This is a genomic window from Acinetobacter sp. 22323 (genome assembly GCF_052044895.1).
Taxonomy (GTDB): domain Bacteria; phylum Pseudomonadota; class Gammaproteobacteria; order Pseudomonadales; family Moraxellaceae; genus Acinetobacter; species Acinetobacter schindleri.
Genome location: NZ_JBQEOL010000057.1, coordinates 1 through 428 on the forward strand (window position 1 = coordinate 1; position 428 = coordinate 428).

Here is a 428-nt window from a genome sequence, read left to right on the forward strand (position 1 = left end):
AGAACATTGAATCCTATATGATAAGCTGGGGACTTAGCTTAGTTGGTAGAGCGCCTGCTTTGCACGCAGGAGGTCAGGAGTTCGACTCTCCTAGTCTCCACCAAATTTCAAGATAAGAAAAGCATGCTTTTCCTTGAAATTTAAGCAAGAAGCTACGCTTCGCGCAGTATGTAATCATACAGTGATGAAGTTGTTTAGTTCCTAAGCGATCAAGTGTTTAGATCCTAGAGATTAGCAAGTACAAGCGTTATGATACGCGCACTTGATAATCTCTGTGATTTATCACAGTTTCCTGACCTGACGAAGGCTGGAAAAATCATTAACAGAATATATTTGAGTTGAAATAATTTGTTCAAACTCGTTTCAAGTAGGCAACTACAAGAAATGAGTTCTAGCGATTAAACTGAATCAAGCGTTTTGGTATATGA

General features: G+C 38.8%; 1 tRNA gene. It reads left to right on the plus strand.

Annotated features, from left to right (window positions below):
* The first annotated feature begins 27 nt into the window (after positions 1-27).
* Positions 28-103: transfer RNA gene (locus ACTJIX_RS14875), tRNA-Ala, on the plus strand.
* The last annotated feature ends 325 nt before the right edge of the window (positions 104-428 follow it).